Below are 18,772 nucleotides of genomic sequence, written 5' to 3'. Positions count from 1 at the left end.
GTTCGCCCTTCGACAAGCTCAGGGCGAACGGAACGCTCCGGCCGGGTGAGGGGCCCGGAGGTTTATTGCGCTACCGTGCCGATGCCGCGTTCCTTGGCGTACAGGTACAGCTCGAGCCGGCCGTGCACTTCGAGCTTGTGGTAGATGGCGGTGAGGTGGTTGCGCAGCGTGTGCTCGCTGATGCCGAGGTCGTCGGCGATGACGAGGCTCTTCGCGCCCTTGTGCCGGACCACGGCGCCGATGACTTCATGCTCCTTGGGCGTGAGACTGGCGATGCGGGCGTCGTCGGGCGCGGCGGCCCTCTTGTTGCCGGTGAGCATGTTCATGATGTCGCCGATGAGGGCGCGGTTCACCCACACGTCGCCCTCGTGCACCTTTTCGATGGCGCGCAGCAGGACGTCCACCGGCTCTTCCTTGCGCACGACGCCGCGGGCGCCGGCCATGACCGCGCGGCGATGGGCGTCGAGGTCGCGGGCGCCGGTGAGGACGAGGACTTTCGCGCCGTAGGTCGAGAGCAGTTCGGCGAAGGAGTCGCTGGAGTCGTGGCCGCCGAGATCGAGGTCGATGACGATGACGTCGGCTTCGCGGCTTTCCGGGGAGGCGAGGAGTTCGGCGACGCTGGTCGCGCTGCCGGCCAGTTGCATGCGTTGTGCGCCGTCGACGAGGCGCTCGAGGCCCCACAGCGTTGCACGATGGTCGTCGACGAGGAAAACACGGATTGGGCGTTCGGTGACTTCGATCATGATCTGTCGCCGCTCAGGTTGTTTTCGGGATCGAGATCATTAGAGCAGTGGTGCCGTCCTGCCGGATGTCGACTACGACACATCCACTTACAGATTCCGCGCGCTCGACCACGGCGCGGGGGACGAAGGGCTCCGGTGGCGAGCCTATGTCATGCGGGTTGCGGACTTCGACGACGTAGTCGATGGCATCCGCACGGACGAGGATCTCTGCACGTTGGGCCGGGGTGTGGCGCCGGATGTTGGTGAGGGCCTCGCTGACCATCGGAAAGATCGCGGCGGCGAGCTTGCGCCGGATCGACAGGTTGCCTTCGCACTGCACCGCCACGTCGATGCCGAACAGCTCGGTGAAACGCTTGGCTTGCCGCTGCAAGGCGGGGCCGAGGGCGTTGTCGCCGCCTGAGGCGCCATTGCGCATGCCGCTGACGAGTTCGCGCAGGGTGTGGAGTTCCTCGAGCGCGACTTCCTGCAGGGCAAGGATGTCCGTGCGCAGCGGATTGTCGTCGCCGGCCTTGCGTGCGAGGGCTTCGATGCCGTACTTGAGGCCCAGATAGGGCTGGATCGCGTTGTCGTGCAGGTCGCGGCCGATGCGCGCGCGCTCGGTGGCCATCGCCTCGTCGGCGAGGCGTTCCAGCAGGCCGGCGTTCTCGAGCACGGGGGCGAGCTGGTCCATGATGCCCGCGAGGAGGTCGGCGTCGTGGGAGCGATAGCGGCGGTGTCCGGATTCAAGGACCAGGCGGCAGGGATGCGGGCCGCGGCGGCAGATGGGGATGGCGATCATCGAGTGCGCATCGAGCGCCTCGGCAAGATCCTGCACGGCCGTCCGTGCCGTGTTTGTGGGCACCTTGCTCACCAGGTCGAAGCCGCTGGTATAGCGCAGCGGAAAGCGGCCGAGGACGTGGGCGTGGTGGTGCACGCTGACGACGTCGGCGGGCAGGCGCACCAGCGCTTCGACGAGGGCGCTGCGCAGTTCGCCGTCGAGTTCGCCGAAGCGGCCGTTGCGGTCGCAGCGGAACAGTCGCGCCTCGCTGCCGGGAAGCCAGATCAGCAGCAGCCCGAGATCGGCCGTGAAGTGCCGCGAGACGGCGCGCAGCAGGGTCTCGGCGACCCGCTTGACGCCGAGGCGGGGGTCGGCGGCGCCGAGCAGGCGATCGGCGACGGACATCTGCTCGTTCATCTGCACGCCGGCGCGTGCGAGACCGGCAACGAGCGGCCCGAGGACCAGGATCGACAGCGGCTGGAGGATGATTTCCGGGGAGAGCTTGCCGATGTTGAGGTCGCGGGCGAGCAGTTCAGCGGCCGCGCCGGCGGCGGAGAAGAGCGATATCACGAGGCCGGGCACGAAGCCGAAGCTCAGCGCGGCGAAGAGCACCGGGAACAGCAGCAGCAGGGTGTAGAGACTGCTTTGGGTTCCCGCCAGCCATGCGAAGACGAGGATCCAGGTCGCGTCGATCCAGGACGTCAGCATGGAGCGGAGCGGGCGGTTGCCGTTCAGTTCGATCCAGCACAGCCATCCGGCCCAGGCCGCGTAGCCGAGCACGGCGAGCATCATTGGCGGGCGTGTCGCCGCCGACAGCGACACGGCCTCGGTGGCGGCGACGATGGCGACCAGCACGCGAATGTTCGCGAGTACACGCCGCAGCTCCGGGCTGTTGCCCGCGCGCGTGGTCGCCGGTATTGCACCTGCCGGCTTGCCGGTTTCGCCGTCCGTTCGCGGCATTGTCCGTTGTCTCCCTTGGGCGTTGCGCCTGAAGCGTCTTCTCGGAGCGAATGCTTCCGGATCCCGCATGGATGTTAGAGGGATGGATGTGAAGCATAAAGTTACAAAGTCACGGGGCGTGGAGCTTGCGTCGGGCTGGGGAATCACGCGCAGGCGTGCGCGTCGAAGTCCACATGGCCGGGAGATGTTCGGGAGATGGCCGGGAGACGAGCATGGATGCGACACGTACCGAAACCGATTCGATGGGATCCGTCGAGGTCGCGGCGGACCGTTACTGGGGCGCCCAGACGGAGCGCTCTTTGGCGCACTTCCCCATCGGCACGGACCGCTTCCGCTGGGGCCGGGCGATGATCCGGGCGCTGGGCATCCTCAAGAAGGCCGCGGCGCAGGCCAATGCCGAGCTCGGCGAGTTGCCACCGGAGCTCGCCACGCTGATCGCGGCGGCGGCGGACGAGGTCATCTCGGGCGAGCTGGATGGCCACTTTCCGCTGGTGGTGTTCCAGACCGGATCGGGCACGCAGTCCAACATGAACGCCAACGAGGTGATTGCGAATCGCGCGATCGAGTTGGCGGGCGGGACGATGGGCTCGAAGCGGCCGATCCATCCGAACGATCACGTCAATCGCGGGCAATCATCCAACGACACGTTTCCGACCGCGATGCACATCGCGGTCGTCGGCGAACTGCATGATCGCCTGTTCCCCGCCGTGCGCCGCCTGCGCAACACGCTGGCGGACAGGGCGAAGGCCGGCGAGGAGATCGTGAAGACCGGCCGCACTCACCTCCAGGATGCGACGCCGGTGACGCTGGGGCAGGAGATCGGCGCGTGGGTGGCGCAGATCGATTTCGGCCTTGCCGCGGTGACGGCGAGCCTGCCGGGGCTGCACGAGCTGGCGATCGGCGGCACCGCGGTCGGCACCGGCCTCAATGCCCATCCGCGCTTCGGCGATTGCGCGGCGGCGCAGATCGCGCAGCTGACCGGTCAGCCGTTCCGCAGCGCGCCGGATCGCTTCTTCGCGCTGGCGGCGCACGATGCGCTGGTGCAGTGTTCAGCGACGCTGCGCACGCTCGCGGGCGGGCTGATGAAGATGGCCAACGACGTGCGCTGGCTGGCGAGCGGGCCGCGCTGCGGCATCGGCGAACTGCTGATCCCCGAGAACGAACCGGGCTCGTCGATCATGCCGGGCAAGGTGAACCCGACGCAGTGCGAGGCGCTGACGATGGTGTGCGTGCAGGTGTTCGGCAACGACGCCGCGGTCGCGTTCGCCGGCACGCAGGGCAACTTCCAGCTGAACGTGTACAAGCCGGTGATGGCGCACAACGTGCTGGAGAGCATCGCGCTGCTGGCCGATGCCTGCGATGCCTTCGAGGCGCACTGCGCGCGCGGGCTCAAGCCGAACCTGCCGCGTATCCGCGAGAACCTGGAGAAGAACCTGATGCTCGTGACGGCGCTCAACCGCCACATCGGCTACGACCGCGCCGCGGAGATTGCGAAGAAGGCGCACGGGGAAGGACTGTCGCTGCGCGAGGCGGCGCTGGCGTCGGGTTACGTCCGGGCGGAGGAGTTCGACCTGTGGGTGGATCCGGAGGCGATGACGCGGCCGGGGGCATGAATCCGACTGTTCCTCCCCTTCAAGGGGGAGGAACAAGTGCCCGGCGACCTTGTTCAGGCGACCTTGTTGCGCGCCTTGGCGATGCGCACGAGGGCCGCGCGGCCGCTGCTGATGTGGGCGCGCATCAGTCGCTCCGCGTCATCCGCACGGCGCTCGGTGAGCGCGGCGAGGAGCTCGCGGTGTTCGGCGAGCGACTGCTCGAGGCGGCCTTCGCCGAACAGCGAGTGATGGCGCGACAGCTTGATCACGCGGCGCAGGTCCTCGATGGCGTGCTGCAGCCAGCGGTTGTCGGCGATCTCCTGCAGCGCGAGGTGGAAGGCCTGGTTCGACTCGAAGAAGCCGTTGATGTCGTCCGCCGTCGCCGCCTTCTCGAGTCCGGCGTGGATCTCGCGCAGGCGGCCGAGGTCCGCGTCGCTGGCCTTCTGCGCCGTGGTCTGGGCGCACTGGCCTTCGAGCAGGGCCATCACGGCGAAGATCTCGTCGAGATCGCGCTCGGAAATCTCGGTCACGTAGCACCCGCGGCGCGGCTTGAGCGTGACGAGCCCTTCGGAGGCAAGCACCTTCAGCGCCTCGCGCAGCGGCGTGCGCGAGATGCCGTAGTTGTCGGCGAGCGCCTGCTCGTCGATCCAGGTGCCGGGCGCCAGTTCGTGCGAGAAGATGAGCTGGCGCAGCCGCTCGGCGACTTCCTGGTACAGCGCGAGCGGGGCGATGCGGGTGGCGGTCATGGGTGCTGTTCGGTGTGCGAAATGTTGCGGGCCGGATTGTCGTCGAAATCCCGACTCACGGACAGTTGCATTCATAATTATGGATAAAGTATTATTTGTGCGACGGTACAAGTCAACTTCCCATGTGCGGCGTAGGATTGGGAGCTTGCGTTGGCGGACCCTTGGTCTGCTGCGCAACGAGAGGGAGAGGGAGCTACGCCGAATGCATGGGAGCGCCGGCGACCGCCTGCAGTCTTCGGACTGCGGGCGGTCTCGTCGTCGCCAGGAAACCGTCTGACCTGCAGCACACAAAATCGCAACGCCGCTAGCCGCGGCCATTGGAATCGGAGAGGGTTTGTCATGCCGAACGACAAGATGCCGGCTTATCCCCAGTCGGACCTGGAAGCCTGGAACAAGGCTGCCGCGAAACATGCGCCGGGTGGCGACGTGGAGAAGCTCAACTGGGTGACGCCCGAAGGCATCGCGGTGAAGCCGCTGTATACGAAGGCCGACACCGCCGACCTGCAGCACGCCGACACGCTGCCCGGCTTCGAGCCCTTCCTGCGCGGTCCGCAGCCGACGATGTATGCGGTCAAGCCGTGGACGATCCGCCAGTACGCGGGCTTTTCGACCGCCGAGGCTTCCAACGCCTTCTACCGCAAGGCGCTCGCCGCCGGCGGACAGGGCGTGTCGGTGGCGTTCGACCTCGCGACGCACCGCGGCTACGACTCCGACAATCCCCGCGTGGTCGGTGACGTCGGCAAGGCCGGCGTGGCGATCGACTCGGTCGAGGACATGAAGATCCTCTTCAACGAGATTCCGCTCGATAAGGTGTCGGTGTCGATGACGATGAACGGCGCCGTGCTGCCCATCCTCGCCGGCTACATCGTCGCCGCCGAAGAGCAGGGCGTGAGCCAGGACAAGCTGTCCGGGACCATCCAGAACGACATCCTCAAGGAGTTCATGGTCCGCAACACCTATATCTACCCGCCGACGCCGTCGATGAAGATCATCGCCGACATCTTCGGGTACACGGCGCAGCACATGCCGAAGTTCAACTCGATCTCGATCTCCGGCTATCACATCCAGGAAGCGGGCGCGAACCAGGCGATCGAGCTCGCATTCACGCTCGCCGACGGCATGGAGTACGTGCGCACCGGCATCAACAGCGGCATGGACGTCGACACCTTCGCCGGCCGCCTGTCCTTCTTCTGGGCAGTCGGCATGAACTTCTACCTCGAGATCGCCAAGATGCGCGCGGCGCGTCTGCTGTGGTGGCGGATCATGAAGCAGTTCAACCCGAAGAGCGCGAAGTCGATGATGCTGCGCACGCACTCGCAGACTTCCGGCTGGTCGCTCACCGAGCAGGACCCGTACAACAACGTCGTGCGCACGACGATCGAGGCGATGGCCGCGGTGTTCGGCGGCACGCAGTCGCTGCACACCAACGCGCTCGACGAGGCGATCGCGCTGCCGACCGAGTTCTCGGCCCGTATCGCGCGCAACACGCAGATCATCATCCAGGAAGAGACGCACATCTGTAACGTCGTCGATCCGTGGGCCGGCTCCTACATGATGGAGAAGCTCACGCAGGACATGGCCGACAAGGCCTGGAGCCTGATCGAGGAAATCGAGGCGATGGGCGGCATGACCAAGGCGGTCGAGTCCGGCTGGGCCAAGATGAAGGTCGAGGAATGCGCGGCGGACAAGCAGGCGCGCATCGACTCGGGCAAGGATGTCATCGTCGGCGTGAACAAGTACAAGCTGGCGAAGGAAGATCCGATCGAAATCCTCGACATCGACAACCACGCGGTGCGCGAGGCGCAGGTTGCCCGCCTGACGAAGATCCGCGCGACGCGCGACAACGCCGCCGTGCAGGCCGCGCTGGACGCGCTGACCAAGTGCGCCGAGACCAATGAGGGCAACCTGCTCGACCTGTCGGTGAAGGCCGTGCGCCTGCGTGCGACCGTCGGCGAGATCTCGGACGCGCTGGAGAAGGTCTTCGGCCGCTATCGTGCCAACCCGCAGGCCGTGTCCGGCGTGTATGGAGCCGTCGTGGAAAACGATGCCGACTGGAAGGAACTGAAGGCCGACATCGAAGCCTTCGTCGCTGAAGAGGGCCGCCGCCCGCGCATCATGATCGCCAAGCTCGGCCAGGACGGCCACGACCGCGGCGCGAAGGTCGTCGCGTCGGCCTTCGCCGACCTCGGCTTCGACATCGACATCGGCCCGCTCTTCCAGACGCCGGAAGAAGCCGCACGCCACGCCGTCGAGAACGACGTGCATGCGGTCGGCTGCTCGAGCCTCGCTGCGGGCCACAAGACGCTCGTGCCGCAGATCGTCAATGAGCTCAAGCGCCTCGGCGCGGACGACATCGTCGTCTTCGTCGGCGGCGTGATCCCCGCGCAGGACTACGATGCGCTGTATGCTGCCGGGGCAAAAGGCATCTTCGGGCCGGGCACGCCGATTCCGGCGGCCGCGCGCGAAGTGCTGAAGCAGATCCGCGCGGCGAAGGCCTGATCTTCAGGTCGGGTGGCGGGGTGCAACGCATCCCGCCACCTCCCGCGCGAACCCGTTTTCATCGTTGGAATGGCGGGATACGCTTCTTTCCTCCCGCCCTACGTGAACCGCCTCGTTGACGCCTCGATGCCGATGAACAAGCCCGAACATCTGCCCGTGCTCGACGCCGCCGACCAGGCGCTGGTCGACGGCGTGCTCGCGCGCCAGCTGCGCCCGCTCGCGAAGACGATCACGCTGATCGAGTCGCAGCGCGAGGACCACAAGGCACGCGCGCGCCACGTGCTCGAAGCGCTGCTGCCGCATACCGGCGGCGCGATGCGCGTGGGCATTTCCGGCGTGCCGGGGGTCGGTAAGTCCACCTTCATCGAGGCGCTGGGTCTGTACCTGATCGAGCTGGGGCTGCGCGTTGCGGTGCTGGCGGTGGATCCGTCCTCGTCGCTCACCGGCGGCTCCATCCTCGGCGACAAGACGCGCATGGAGCTGCTGTCGCAGAACCCCGCCGCCTTCATCCGCCCCAGCCCGTCGGCGGGCAGCCTGGGCGGCGTCGCCGAGAAGACGCGCGAGACGATGCTGGTGTGCGAGGCGGCGGGCTTCGACGTGATCATCATCGAAACGGTCGGCGTCGGCCAGTCCGAGACCGCGGTCGCCGGCATGAGCGACATCTTCTGCCTGCTGCAGCTGCCCAACGCGGGTGACGATCTGCAGGCGATCAAGAAAGGCATCATGGAGATCGCCGACCTGATCGTCATCAACAAGGCCGACATCGACGCCGGTGCGGCGATGCGTGCGAAGTCGCAGATGAAGACGGCGCTGCACATGCTGCGGCCGGCGAGCCTGAACTGGACGGTGCCGGTGCTGACGCTCTCGGCCTTGCAGAAGCAGGGCATCGCCGATTTCTGGACGGCGGTGACGGACTACCGCAAGGCGATGCAGGCCTCCGGCGAGTTCGAGGCCAAGCGACGCCATCAGGCGCTGGCGTGGATGTGGGATCTGATCGATGCCGGGCTGCGCAGCCATTTCCGCAGCCACGCGCAGGTGAAGCACGAATTGCCGGGACTGGCGCGTGCGGTGGAGGAGGGCACGACGACGCCTTCGGCTGCCGCGATGCGATTGCTCCGCTACGTCGAGAAGGATGCGGGCTAGAACCCAGGGCAGGGGCGCATCCTTCCGAACAGAATTGAAGTTGAACGCCCGGCCGGCACAAGGTCGGGGACAGCAGAACAAGTCAAGGAGGTCATCAATGCAAGAGATCATTCGTCAGCTCGACGAAAAGCGCGCGAAGGCGCGCCTCGGCGGCGGGCAGAAGCGCATCGACGCGCAGCATTCCAAGGGCAAGCTGACGGCGCGCGAGCGCATCGAGCTGCTGCTCGACGAAGGCAGCTTCGAAGAATGGGACATGTTCAAGGAGCACCGCTGCACCGAGTTCGGCATGGAAGCGGACCACACTCCGGGCGACGGCGTCGTGATCGGCTATGGCACGGTCAACGGCCGCCTCGTGTTCGTGTTCTCGCAGGACTTCACGGTGTTCGGCGGCTCGCTGTCGGAGACCCACGCCGAGAAGATCTGCAAGGTCATGGACCACGCGATGAAGGTCGGCGCGCCGGTGATCGGCCTCAACGACTCGGGCGGTGCGCGTATCCAGGAAGGCGTGGATTCGCTCGGCGGTTACGCCGACGTGTTCCAGCGCAACGTGCTCGCCTCGGGCGTCGTGCCGCAGATCTCGCTGATCATGGGCCCCTGCGCCGGCGGCGCGGTGTATAGCCCGGCGATGACCGACTTCATCTTCATGGTGAAGGACTCGTCCTACATGTTCGTGACCGGTCCGGAAGTCGTGAAGACCGTGACGCACGAGGAAGTGACGGCCGAGGAGTTGGGCGGCGCGGTGACCCACAACACCAAGTCGGGTGTTGCCGACCTCGCGTTCGAGAACGACGTCGAGGCGCTGATGATGACGCGCCGCCTGATCGGCTTCATCCCGTCGAGCAACCGCGAGAAGGCTCCGACCGTGCCTGCGGTCGACGCGGCCGAGCGTCTCGACTACTCGCTCGACACGCTGGTGCCGACGAACCCGAACCAGCCGTACGACATGAAGGAAGTCATCATCAAGATGGTCGATGACGGCGACTTCTTCGAGCTGCAGCCGGACTACGCCAAGAACATCATCATTGGCTTCGCGCGCATGGAAGGCGCCCCGGTCGGCATTGTCGCCAACCAGCCGCTGGTGCTCGCCGGCTGCCTGGATATCAAGAGCTCGATCAAGGCGGCGCGCTTCGTGCGCTTCTGCGACGCGTTCAACATCCCGGTCGTGACCCTGGTCGACGTGCCGGGCTTCATGCCGGGCACCACGCAGGAATACGGCGGCATCATCAAGCACGGCGCCAAGCTGCTCTACGCCTACGCCGAATGCACGGTGCCGAAGGTCACGATCATTACGCGCAAGGCCTACGGCGGTGCGTATGACGTCATGAGCTCGAAGCACCTGCGCGGCGACGTGAACTTCGCGTGGCCGTCGGCCGAGATCGCGGTGATGGGCCCGAAGGGCGCGGTGGAGATCATCTTCCGCAGCGAGAAGGACGACCCGGCGAAGCTCGCCCAGCGCGAAGCCGAGTACAAGGCCCGCTTCGCCAACCCGTTCGTGGCCGGCGCGCGCGGCTTCATCGACGACGTGATCATGCCGCACGAGACGCGCAAGCGCGTGTGCCGCTCGCTGTCGATGCTGAAGAACAAGGAACTCGAGAATCCGTGGCGCAAGCACGGCAACATCCCTCTGTAATCGCCGCGAGAGGTTCATAAAGACATGTTCAAGAAGATCCTGATTGCAAACCGCGGTGACCAGCCGCGAAGCGGCGCAGCGACGAAGTCACATTGCCTTGCACGCGAAGCGTGCGCAGGCGGTTTCACCGCGGAGACCATGAATGTTTAAAAAAATACTGATCGCAAACCGCGGTGAAATCGCCTGCCGCGTGATCAAGACCGCCCGCAAGATGGGCATCGCCACCGTTGCCGTGCATTCGGAAGCCGACAAGGACGCGCTCTTCGTCGAGCTCGCCGACGAGGCCGTGTGCATTGGGCCGGCGCCGTCGAAAGAGTCCTACCTGGTCATGGACAAGATCATCGCCGCCTGCAAGCAGACCGGCGCCGAGGCGGTCCATCCGGGCTACGGCTTCCTGTCGGAGAACGCCGAGTTCTCGCGCCGCCTGGAAGAGGAAGGCATCAAGTTCATCGGGCCGAAGCACTACTCGGTCGCGAAGATGGGCGACAAGATCGAGTCGAAGAAGCTCGCGATCGAAGCCGGTGTGAATACCATCCCCGGCTACAACGACGCGATCGCCGGCCCGGCCGAGGCGGTCGAGATCGCCAAGAAGATCGGTTACCCGGTGATGATCAAGGCCTCCGCCGGTGGCGGCGGCAAGGGCCTGCGCGTTGCGTTCAACGACCAGGAAGCCTTCGAAGGCTTCTCGTCCTGCGTGAATGAAGCCAAGGCCTCGTTCGGCGACGACCGCGTGTTCATCGAGAAGTACGTGCTCGAGCCGCGCCACATCGAGATCCAGGTGCTGGGCGACTCGCACGGCAACTACGTGTATCTGAACGAGCGCGACTGCTCGATCCAGCGCCGTCACCAGAAGGTCATCGAGGAGGCGCCGAGCCCCTTCGTCGACGCCGACATGCGCAAGGCGATGGGCGAGCAGGCCGTGGCGCTGGCGCGCGCGGTGAATTACGAATCGGCCGGCACGGTCGAGTTCGTCGTCAGCGGTGCGACCAAGGAGTTCTACTTCCTGGAGATGAACACCCGCCTGCAGGTCGAGCACCCGGTCACCGAACTGATCACCGGCCTCGATTTGGTCGAGCAGATGATCCGCGTCGCCAACGGCGAGAAGCTGCCGATCACGCAGGCCGACGTGAAGATCAACGGCTGGTCGATGGAATGCCGCATCAACGCGGAAGACCCGTTCCGCGGCTTCCTGCCTTCCACCGGCCGCCTCGTGAAGTTCCAGGCGCCGAAGGAGGTCGAGGGCCAGGTGCGCGTCGACACCGGCGTGTATGAAGGCGGCGAGATCTCGATGTTCTACGACTCGATGATCGCGAAGCTGATCGTCCATGGCGCGAACCGCGAGCAGGCGATCGAGCGCATGCGCGACGCGCTCAACGCCTTCGTGATCCGCGGCATCAGCTCGAACATCCCGTTCCAGGCGGCGCTCCTGCAGCATCCGCGCTTCTGCTCGGGCAACTTCAACACCGGCTTCATCGCCGAGGAGTACCCGCAGGGCTTCGACGCGTCGATGGTGCCGCACGACGATCCCGCGCTGCTCGCGGCGGTCGCGACTTTTGCCCGCTTGCGCTACATCGGTCGTGCCGTGCAGATCGATGGCCAGCTCGCCGGTCACGGTCGCAAGGTGGGCCAGGACTGGGTCGTCGTGATGGGCGGCAAGCAGTACCACATGGCGGTCGAGGCGTCCGCCGAAGGCTTCGACATCACGCATGCCGACAAGACCTATCGCATCGCGTCGGACTGGACTTTCGGTGATCTGCTGTTCCAGGGCACGGTGAACGGTTCCCCGATCTGCCTGCAGATCGAGCGTCGCGGCCTGCGCTACCGCATCTCGCACTTCGGCCTGCAGGTCGAGCCGATCGTGATGACGGAACGCGCTGCCGAGCTGCTGGCGATGATGCCGGAGAAGCTGCCGCCGGACATGTCGAAGTTCCTGCTGTCGCCGATGCCGGGCCTGCTGCGCGACATCTGCGTCGCCGAAGGCCAGGAAGTGAAGGCGGGCGAGAAGCTCGCGATCATCGAGGCGATGAAGATGGAGAACGTGCTCAAGGCCGAGCAGGACGGCAAGGTGAAGAAGCTCGTCGCGAAGCCGGGTGCGAGCCTGTCCGTCGACGAAGTCATCATCGAGTTCGAGTGATCGGGACGGCCGCCGCCGCATCTGCGGCGGCGCCTGTCGCAATACCGGAAGGGCCTGCGCGAGCAGGCCTTTCCCTTTTATGCGGGCGTCGGTGCGCGATCGACCGAAGGCGGTCGGGCTGCGGGAATGCCGGGACGAGCCCGCGATCGCGGCGATAGCCCCTGCCGGCATTCCTTGTGTATGCTTTCGGAATGAATTGGCGCATGGATTGCCCGTCCGGATGATGAAGCTCGGAGCCCACGGCCGGAGGTGTGCGCTCGCGCTGATGCTGGTACTGGCAGGCGGATGTGCGATGCAGCCGCCGGCGGGCCATCCGTCCGCAGAGAACCCGCACCCGCGGAGCAAGGGGCCGCGACACAACGGCCACGCGGCGGCGTGGCCGCTGGCGGAGCTCGGCGCCGCCGAGGGGCGGCGGGTCGGCGTGCAGGTGCAGGGCGCCGTGCGCTGGTTCGACGGGGAGGCCCTGCGCGCAGCCTGGACGGCGGCGCGACGCATGGGGGCGACCACGCCGGGTGCACGTCCGCAGTTCCTGCTGGTCGACGACCCCAGCGCCAACGCCTTCGCAATGCGCTCGGGCAAGGACGGCGTGATCGGTATCCACTCCGGCATGGTCGAGCTGCTCGGCGCGGACGAGGCCGCATGGGCGGCGCTGATCGGACACGAGTTGGCGCACCTGAACCTGCGCCATTCCGAGCAACGCCTGTCGCGCCGCAACGAAACCGGCGGCCTGGTGGCGATCGCGAGCGTGCTCCTCACGGTGGTGGCCTTCCCTCTGACGCCGATCTTCGCGGAACTCGCCACCAGCTTGGCCGAGAACGGTTACAGCCGCGACGATGAGCGCGCCGCGGACGAGGCGGGCATCGCCTACATGCTGCGCGCGGGCTACGACCCCGCGGGGGCGGTGCGCTTCTTCGAGAAGCTCTCCATCAGCGGACAGCCGGAGCGATTCGCCTTCCTCGCTACTCATCCGGACAGCGCCGAACGCATCTCGGCGGCACGCGCCCTTGCGGAGCGCGAGCCCGATTGAAATCATCCGCACGCCTGCAGCCCCGGGGCATGCCCGCTGGCGCGCTATGATTGCGCCTTATTCCTTGAACTGCGGAGGTTGCATGAAGCGGTTTCTTGCCCTGATTGCGCTGGCGTCGCTCCTCGGCGCGTGTGCCGTCTACACGCCGGCCGGTTCGGTTGTGGTCGACCCGGGCGGCCCCGGCGGCTCGGGCGGCGGTTTCTGTCCGCCGGGACAGGCGAAGAAGGGGAACTGCTGATCCTGGTCGGACACCCTTCAAGCGGAGGATTCCGGCTCTGATCCGGCGTCCTCCGACCTGCTCGTTTACACACGGCGCCTTGCCATCGCCGCTCGTACCGTAAAGGACATGCGCGGGCAGCGCACTCCGTCCGGCAATCGCCGGTCGCCCCTTGAGGATTTCTTGATGCACCCGCAATCACCGAAAGTCGCTGCTAACGCAAATCCGCATTACGAGAAGCTCGGCGGCGAGCCCGCCGTACGCCGGCTGGTTGAGCGCTTCTACGAACTCATGGACGAACTACCGGAGGCGGTGGCGATTCGGGCGATGCACCCTCAGGATCTCGGCCATTCGAAGGAAAAGCTCTTCATGTTCCTGTCGGGCTGGCTGGGCGGCCCTCCCCTGTATGCAGAACGCCACGGCCCGCCGCGACTGGGCCGCGCCCATGCCCGCTTCGGCGTTGATAGCGCCGCGCGCGACGCGTGGATGCTCTGCATGACGCGAGCGCTGGAGGAGCAGGTCGCCGACGTGGAACTGCGTGCTCAACTCGTCGCAGCGTTCGCAAAGGTGGCCGAGTCGATCGTCCGCCACTGAAGGGCACGGACAGCGGCGCCCTGGCCCGTTTCCGCTGTTTTCCAATTTCGACGTGATCATGAGACCCGATTCCCGATTTCCCGACTCCGCGCCCGTGCGCGACCGCTTCCTGCGGCGCCTGCTCCTGGTGACCCTCGCTGCGGCGGCGCTGATGGTGTTTTGGTGGCTGCAGCCGGTCATCGAGGACTGGTTCAGCCCCAAGCAGGCGGCCGAGCGCACGGTGACGCCGCGTGGCGACCTGGCCGCAGACGAGAAGTCCACCATCGAATTGTTCGAGCATGCGCGCGATTCGGTGGTCTTCATCAGCACGGCCCAACTGGTGCGCGATGCGTGGACGCGCAATGTCATGCAGGTGCCGCGTGGCACCGGCTCGGGCTTCATCTGGGATGACGCCGGTCACGTCGTGACGAATTTCCACGTGATCCGGGGCGCCTCGCAGGCGACCGTGAAGCTCGCCGACGGGCGCGATTACCAGGCCGCACTGATCGGGGCGAGTCCCGCGCACGACATCGCGGTGCTGCGGATCGGGGTGGGTTTCAAGCGCCCGCCGCCGGTGCCGATCGGCACGAGCGGCGACCTCAAGGTGGGGCAGAAGGTGTTCGCGATCGGCAATCCCTTCGGGCTGGACTGGACGCTCACCACCGGCATCGTCTCGGCGCTCGATCGCTCCCTGCCCGGCGAGGACGGCGAGACGACGATCGAGCACCTGATCCAGACCGACGCGGCAATCAATCCCGGCAATTCGGGCGGCCCCTTGCTCGACTCCAACGGGCGGCTGATCGGCATCAACACGGCGATCTACAGCCCCTCGGGCGCCTCGGCCGGGATCGGCTTCGCGGTTCCGGTCGATACCGTGATGCGCGTCGTGCCGCAACTCATCAAGCACGGCCTGTATGTCCGCCCGGTGCTGGGCATTCAGATCGACGAGGACGTGAACGCGCGCCTGCTGGAAGAACTCGAGGTCGAGGGCATCGTGGTGCTGCGTGTGATGCCCGGCTCGGCTGCGGACAAGGCCGGCCTGCGAGGGATCCGGCAGGAGCGCGACGGCCGTTTCTATCCGGGCGACATCATCGTGTCGCTGGACGGGCAGGAGGTCGACTCGGTCGCGAAGCTCACGGCCCGCCTCGACGACCACCGCGTGGGCGACACCGTTAAGCTCGGCGTGTTGCGCGAGGGCAAGGAGCTGAACCTGTCGGTGACGCTGCAGCCGGGCAACTGAGGCGCGGGCGCCCGGCCGCTCACCCCTCGTTACGCGCCGCAAGCGGAGGGCGGGGCACGCTGGTCCATAATATGATTTTTACGGGTCATTGAAGGACGGGGAAGGCGCATGCTGTTTCGCAACGGCCGCGAGAGCGACAACATCGAGGATCGACGCGACGATGGGGGCGGCGGGGGCTTCGGCGGTGGCCGCAGCATCGGCGTCGGCACGATCGTGATCGCGCTGGTGGCGATGTACTTCGGCATCGACCCGCGTGTGGTGCTGGACACCGCAAGTGTCACGCAGCCGCGGCCGGCCGAGGCAGTGCGCCGTTCGGCGCCGCGCTCGCCGGCGGAGGACGAGCTGGCGCGCTTCGCATCGATGGTGCTGGCGGATACCGAGGACACCTGGGGGACGATCTTCAAGGCGGCCGGCGGGCGCTATAACGAGCCGCGCATGGTGCTCTACACCGGCGCGACGCGCAGCGCCTGCGGCGTCGGGCAGGCGGCGATGGGCCCCTTCTACTGTCCCGCGGACCAGAAGGTCTATCGCGATCTGTCCTTTTTCAACGAGCTGAAGAACCGTTTCCGCGCGCCCGGCGACTTTGCCCAGGCCTATGTGATCGCGCATGAGATCGGCCACCATGTGCAGAACCTGCTCGGGATCTCGGACAAGGTGCAACAGGCACGCCAGCGTGTGTCGGAGCGCCAGGGCAACCAGTTGTCGGTGCGCCTGGAACTGCAGGCCGACTGCCTGGCGGGCGTGTGGGCCCACCACGCCGACCGCAGCCGTCAGGTGCTGGAAGCCGGCGACGTCGAGGAGGCGCTCGGCGCCGCGACCGCGATCGGCGACGACCGCCTGCAGCAGTCGCAGGGGCGCGTGATGCCCGACAGCTTCACGCACGGCAGTTCCGCACAGCGCGTGCGCTGGTTCCGCATCGGGCTGGAGAGGGGCTCGCTGAAGTCCTGCGATACCTTCAATACTGCGAAGCTTTAGTCAGGATTTCGCCGGGGCATGCCATGTGGGAGCGGCTTCAGCCCGCGAGCTTCGCAAAGGCCTCGACGACTTCAGCCGGGGCCTGGACCAGTTCGACCAGCACGCCTTCGCCGCCGATCGGGAACTCGTCGTTGCCCTTCGGGTGCAGGAAAGTGATGTCGTAGCCCGCGGCGCCTCGGCGGATGCCGCCCGGGGCGAAGCGCACGCCGTTCGCGGAGAGCCATTCCACCGCCGTCGGCAGATCGTCCACCCACAGGCCGACGTGGTTGAGCGGCGTCGCATGCACGGCCGGCTTCTTTTCCGGGTCCAGCGGTTGCATCAGGTCCACTTCGACCTTGAACGGGCCATTGCCCATCGCGCAGATGTCCTCGTCGACGTTCTCGCGCTCGCTCACGAAGTTGCCGGTCACTTCCAGTCCGAGCATGTCGACCCACAGGGTCTTGAGCTTGTCCTTGCTCGGGCCGCCGATGGCGATCTGCTGGATACCGAGGATCTTGAACGGGCGCTGCGTCATGGAAGTATCTCCGTGGGGCGTTTGGATTAAGAATTCATAATTATGGCTATTTCACGCCTGAGCGTCGAGAGGGTTGTGGTGTCCCCGGCGATGCGAATGGCCGGTACAATCGGGCCGGCGACGCACCCGCGTCCATTCCCTTGCACGTCTCTGGCAACACGATCAGGCTGAGATAGATCGGTGTTCTCCACCGAACACACCCCTCGTTCCCGAACCGCCGCGCCGCGCCATCTGGCGTGGCTGCTTTGGCTCGCGCTGCTGCTGCCCGTCGGGCAGCTGGCAGCGATGTGCCATGCGGTAACGCATGTGTCGGAGGAAACGAGTCGTCAGGCCGGGCGCGAGAAGGGCCTGCCCGACAAGGCCTGCGATCTGTGCCTGATTGCGGCCGCCCTCGGCGGGGGCGGCCTGCGTGGAGCGCCTCCGCCTCCGCCGGACCTGACGGCGCGCCACGAAGTGCCGCAGGCCGCGCTCGACGGCACATGGCTGCCGTTGTACGCGCGGGCCTACCTCAGCCGCGCGCCTCCCTTCCTCGTTCCGCACTGATTGTTGCCTCTTGCGCCTGCCCGCCGTCGATTGCGGGCGGGTGCGTCTCGACGTCCTTGCCGGAGCAGGAAACTCATGCACAAGCTATTGCCGGCGAGCCTCGCGCTCGCCTTGGCCACGCCTCATTGCGCGCTGGCCGAATCCCCGTCCGATCTCGCCACGCTGCGTCAGGAGATCGCCACCATGCGTGCCGCCTACGAGGCACGCCTTGAGGCGCTGGAAACGCGCCTGAAGGCCGCGGAAGCCGCCGCGGCAAACTCCGCCACCGTTCCGGGGGCCACTGCGGCATCGGCCGCTGCCGTGGTCGCGAGCGCGCCACCGCCGCCGGCCCCGGTGGCGTCGGGTGGCGGCGCCAACGCCTTCAATCCGGCCATATCGTTGATTCTCTCGGGTCTGTATACGAGTACGTCGCGAGACCCCGAGCACTTCGCGATCTCCGGCTTCCAGCTGCCAACCGACGCGGAAGTGGGGCCGGGAACGCGCGGTCTGAGCCTGGCCGAAACCGAACTCGGGATCTCGGCCAACATCGACCCCTGGTGGCGCGGCAGTACTGCAATCGCCCTTCATCCGGACAACGAAGTCTCGGTCGAGGAGGCCTATGTCCAGACGACCTCGCTCGGCCACGGAGCGTCGCTGAAGGCAGGCCGCTTCTTTTCCGGCATCGGTTATCTCAATCCGCAGCATGCGCACACCTGGGATTTCGTCGACAACCCGCTCGCCTACCAGGCCCTGCTCGGCACGCAATACGGCGACGACGGCGTGCAGCTGACCTGGTTGGCGCCGATCGACCAGTACCTCGAACTGGGGGCCGAACTCGGACGCGGGCGCAGCTTCCCCGGTACGGATACCTCGCGCAACGGCGCGGGCATGGTCGCGCTTACGGCGCATACCGGCGGCGACATCGGCGCGAGTCACAGCTGGCGCGCCGGACTGTCCGTGCTGCGTGCGAAGGCCAAGGACCAGGAGCTCGACGCGATGAATACCGCCGGAAACAGCGTGACCAACGCGTTCAGCGGCAGGACGCGCGTGTGGGTGGCCGACGCCGTGTGGAAATGGGCGCCGAACGGAAATGCGACGCGCACCAGCTTCAAGTTGCAAGGGGAATACCTGCGCAGCACGCGCGACGGCGACCTCGTCTACGACGTCGATAACGTTGCCAGTGCGGCCGACTACCGCGCGGTGCAGTCGGGCTGGTACCTGCAGGGGATTTACCAGTTCATGCCGGGCTGGCGGGTCGGCCTGCGCACCGAGCAGCTCGATCCCGGTTCGTCCCGCTTCGGTGCGAACGCGGCGGCGCTGGACCTTGGCAACTACCGGCCGCGCAAGAACACGCTGATGTTCGACTACAACCCGAGCGAGTTCTCGCGCGTGCGCCTGCAGTTCGCGCGTGACCGCTCGCGCGAGGGCGTCACCGACAACCAGTTCTTCATCCAGTACCAGATGAGCCTGGGCGCGCACGGCGCGCATGGCTACTGACAT

Annotated in this window: 16 protein-coding genes; 12 read left to right on the top strand and 4 right to left on the bottom strand. The window is 66.6% G+C overall.

Annotated elements, in window-relative coordinates:
* Positions 1–62: 62 nt before the first annotated feature.
* The gene (locus ToN1_RS09915; protein WP_169207429.1) at positions 63–743 is read right to left on the bottom strand and encodes a response regulator transcription factor; all 681 of its coding nucleotides are present in this window, start codon (positions 741–743) and stop codon (positions 63–65) included.
* A 13-nt stretch (positions 744–756) separates the two neighbouring features.
* Entirely contained in the window at positions 757–2,460 is a 1,704-nt protein-coding gene (locus ToN1_RS09910) for a sensor histidine kinase (protein WP_169207428.1), read from the bottom strand.
* A 212-nt stretch (positions 2,461–2,672) separates the two neighbouring features.
* On the opposite strand from ToN1_RS09910, the gene fumC reads away from it, so the two are divergent.
* Positions 2,673–4,073 carry a class II fumarate hydratase gene (gene fumC, locus ToN1_RS09905; RefSeq protein ID WP_169207427.1) on the top strand — a complete coding sequence of 467 codons (1,401 nt, stop codon included), beginning with the start codon at positions 2,673–2,675 and terminating at the stop codon, positions 4,071–4,073.
* 53 nt (positions 4,074–4,126) lie between these two features.
* Here fumC and ToN1_RS09900 read toward each other — a convergent pair whose 3' ends face one another.
* Positions 4,127–4,798: a GntR family transcriptional regulator gene (locus tag ToN1_RS09900; protein WP_169207426.1), complete on the bottom strand. Its 672-nt coding sequence runs from the start codon at positions 4,796–4,798 to the stop codon at positions 4,127–4,129.
* Between the two features lie 339 nt (positions 4,799–5,137).
* Between ToN1_RS09900 and scpA the strand changes: the two genes are divergently transcribed.
* The 9 genes from scpA to ypfJ all read left to right on the top strand — a co-directional run bounded on the left by scpA (position 5,138) and on the right by ypfJ (position 16,236).
* A complete protein-coding gene (gene scpA, locus ToN1_RS09895) occupies positions 5,138–7,297 on the top strand; it encodes a methylmalonyl-CoA mutase (RefSeq protein WP_169207425.1) in 2,160 nt (719 codons plus the stop codon).
* A gap of 126 nt (positions 7,298–7,423) precedes the next feature.
* Positions 7,424–8,440, top strand: coding sequence for a methylmalonyl Co-A mutase-associated GTPase MeaB (meaB, locus tag ToN1_RS09890; protein ID WP_169207435.1), 1,017 nt, complete (start codon positions 7,424–7,426; stop codon positions 8,438–8,440).
* Between the two features lie 97 nt (positions 8,441–8,537).
* Complete coding sequence (locus ToN1_RS09885) at positions 8,538–10,070, top strand: acyl-CoA carboxylase subunit beta (protein ID WP_169207424.1); 1,533 nt, start codon at positions 8,538–8,540, stop codon at positions 10,068–10,070.
* Between the two features lie 142 nt (positions 10,071–10,212).
* Entirely contained in the window at positions 10,213–12,204 is a 1,992-nt protein-coding gene (accC, locus tag ToN1_RS09880; protein ID WP_169207423.1) for an acetyl-CoA carboxylase biotin carboxylase subunit, read from the top strand.
* A gap of 220 nt (positions 12,205–12,424) precedes the next feature.
* On the top strand, positions 12,425–13,231 hold the full coding sequence (locus ToN1_RS09875) for a M48 family metalloprotease (RefSeq protein WP_169207422.1): 807 nt from the start codon (positions 12,425–12,427) through the stop codon (positions 13,229–13,231).
* A gap of 82 nt (positions 13,232–13,313) precedes the next feature.
* Positions 13,314–13,469, top strand: coding sequence for a hypothetical protein (locus ToN1_RS09870; RefSeq protein ID WP_169207421.1), 156 nt, complete (start codon positions 13,314–13,316; stop codon positions 13,467–13,469).
* Between the two features lie 165 nt (positions 13,470–13,634).
* Positions 13,635–14,042, top strand: coding sequence for a group II truncated hemoglobin (locus ToN1_RS09865; RefSeq protein WP_169207420.1), 408 nt, complete (start codon positions 13,635–13,637; stop codon positions 14,040–14,042).
* 58 nt (positions 14,043–14,100) lie between these two features.
* Positions 14,101–15,261: a S1C family serine protease gene (locus ToN1_RS09860; RefSeq protein WP_169207419.1), complete on the top strand. Its 1,161-nt coding sequence runs from the start codon at positions 14,101–14,103 to the stop codon at positions 15,259–15,261.
* Between the two features lie 108 nt (positions 15,262–15,369).
* Positions 15,370–16,236: a KPN_02809 family neutral zinc metallopeptidase gene (gene ypfJ / locus ToN1_RS09855; protein ID WP_169207418.1), complete on the top strand. Its 867-nt coding sequence runs from the start codon at positions 15,370–15,372 to the stop codon at positions 16,234–16,236.
* Between the two features lie 37 nt (positions 16,237–16,273).
* On the opposite strand, the gene ToN1_RS09850 is transcribed toward ypfJ, so the two are convergent.
* Entirely contained in the window at positions 16,274–16,750 is a 477-nt protein-coding gene (locus tag ToN1_RS09850) for a VOC family protein (protein ID WP_169207417.1), read from the bottom strand.
* Between the two features lie 180 nt (positions 16,751–16,930).
* On the opposite strand from ToN1_RS09850, the gene ToN1_RS09845 reads away from it, so the two are divergent.
* Positions 16,931–17,293 (top strand): hypothetical protein, encoded by a 363-nt coding sequence (locus ToN1_RS09845; protein ID WP_169207416.1) that lies wholly within the window; start codon positions 16,931–16,933, stop codon positions 17,291–17,293.
* Between the two features lie 75 nt (positions 17,294–17,368).
* A complete protein-coding gene (locus tag ToN1_RS09840) occupies positions 17,369–18,769 on the top strand; it encodes a hypothetical protein (RefSeq protein ID WP_169207415.1) in 1,401 nt (466 codons plus the stop codon).
* The last annotated feature ends 3 nt before the right edge of the window (positions 18,770–18,772 follow it).

Source organism: Aromatoleum petrolei, assembly GCF_017894385.1.
GTDB classification, from domain to species: Bacteria; Pseudomonadota; Gammaproteobacteria; order Burkholderiales; family Rhodocyclaceae; genus Aromatoleum; species Aromatoleum petrolei.
The sequence above is the reverse complement of the archived record's forward strand: the minus strand, read 5'-3'. Positions and strand labels throughout refer to the sequence as shown.